Raw genomic sequence first — 1,643 nt, 5'->3', positions numbered from 1 at the left:
AGTGTCAATCGGCTTCCAAGTTTGACCCTCGATCAGCATCCAATTCTGACCCTGCGAGCATAAATGCAGTGCCGCCTTTCTGCGGCTTCATCAGATCCGGTTCTTGAAGCGCCAGCTCTCGTTGCCGGTCTCGACGATCTCGCAGTGGTGGGTCAGCCGGTCGAGCAAGGCGGTGGTCATCTTCGCGTCACCAAAAACGCTCGGCCATTCCCCAAAAGCCAGGTTGGTTGTGACGATCACAGAGGTCTGCTCGTACAGCCGGCTGATCAGATGGAACAGAAGCTGGCCACCCGATTGGGCAAAGGGCAGGTAGCCGAGCTCGTCCAGCACAACAAAGTCCATCCGCGAGAGATAGTCCGCCATCCGACCCTGCCGGCCTGCACGGGTCTCAGCCTCCAGCCGGTTGACCAGGTCAACCACGTTGTAGAACCGCCCGCGGGATCCAGCGCGAATGCACGCTCGCGCAATCCCGATGGCCAGATGGGTCTTGCCCGTGCCGGTGCCTCCCACCAGGACGACGTTGCGCTCCTGGGTCAGGAACTCCCCACCGGCCAGATCCCGCACGAGGCCTTCGTTGATCGGCGTGCCGGAGAAGACAAAGTCCTCAAGGTCCTTGGCCAGGGGCAGTTTGGCAATCGTCATCTGGTACTTGATCGAGCGCGCCTGCTTCTCGGCGATCTCGGCAGACAAAAGATCGCCCACCACCCGCTGCGGTTCGTGACTGCGCTTGACAGCCGTCGTGATGATCTCGTCATAGGCCGACCTCATGCCATAGAGCTTGAGGTTGCCCATCGCCGCAAGGATCTCGGTCCGTTCCATCATACAGCCCTCCTGATGCTGTCATAGCGGGCACAATCGGCCTGCGGCTCATGCCGGAGCCGCAACGCCTGTGGGGTCGTAATCGTCAGTGGCGGGGCAGGCTCGCGGTGCCGGGCGAGAATGTTGAGGATGACATCGGCGGACCAGACGCCTTCACTCAGCGCCTCGGCACAGGCAGCCTCAACCGCCGGCAGTCCATCGCTCAGCACCGCTGCCAGGATGCTGACCATCTGGCGGTCACCATCGTCCCGGCCGGCGAGCTTGCGCCGGACGCGCTCAAGGGCGGCGGGCAGCACCCAGTCCTTGAACGGAGCCCCATTGCGCAGAGCTCCCGGCTTGCGGGCCAGGACCGGCACGTAATGCCAGGGATCGAAGATCGTCTGATCGCGGCCGAAGCAGCGCACATGCTCCGCAACGATCCGGCCGTCCTGGCGGCATTCGATCCGGTCGGCATAGGCCCGGATCTCCACCGGGCGCCCGACGGCGCTGGCAGCCACCGAGTACTTGTTGGTGTCGAAGCGGACCAGACAGGTTCGGGAGACGGATGCCGGAACGGCGTGGAAGCCATCGAACGGTCCGGGATAGGACACCAGACTGGCTCGCTCGGCTTCGAAGGCCCGCCAGATTGTCCGGTCGCGGTGCTCGGGATGAGCATGTGTTTTGGCATAGGCGATACACTGATCGAGTAACCAGGCATTCAGCTCGTCATAGCTCTTCACCCGCAGCCGTGGCGTGAAGAAGCGCTCACGCACGAGCCCGACCTGGTTCTCCACCTGACCCTTCTCCCAGCCGGAGGCTGGCGTGCAGGCGACCGGCTCGACCAG

2 protein-coding genes are annotated in these 1,643 nt (G+C 63.4%); both read right to left on the bottom strand.

The features are described 5' to 3' along the window. Positions 1–90: 90 nt before the first annotated feature. On the bottom strand, positions 91–822 hold the full coding sequence (gene istB / locus OC446_RS30260; protein WP_315986565.1) for an IS21-like element helper ATPase IstB: 732 nt from the start codon (positions 820–822) through the stop codon (positions 91–93). Next, positions 819–1,643: Mu transposase domain-containing protein (locus OC446_RS30255; RefSeq protein WP_410055176.1), on the bottom strand; the 825-nt coding region annotated here is incomplete at its 5' end. The genes istB and OC446_RS30255, both read right to left, overlap by 4 nt.

Origin of the sequence: Microvirga sp. Mcv34, assembly GCF_024519725.1 — a bacterium.
Lineage (GTDB): Bacteria > Pseudomonadota > Alphaproteobacteria > Rhizobiales > Beijerinckiaceae > Microvirga.
The sequence above is the reverse complement of the archived record's forward strand: the minus strand, read 5'-3'. Positions and strand labels throughout refer to the sequence as shown.

Excerpts from the sequence above, each read along its gene's own strand:
- istB (WP_315986565.1), bottom strand. The coding sequence starts at position 822 with ATGATGGAACGGACCGAGATCCTTGCGGCGATGGGCAACCTCAAGCTC.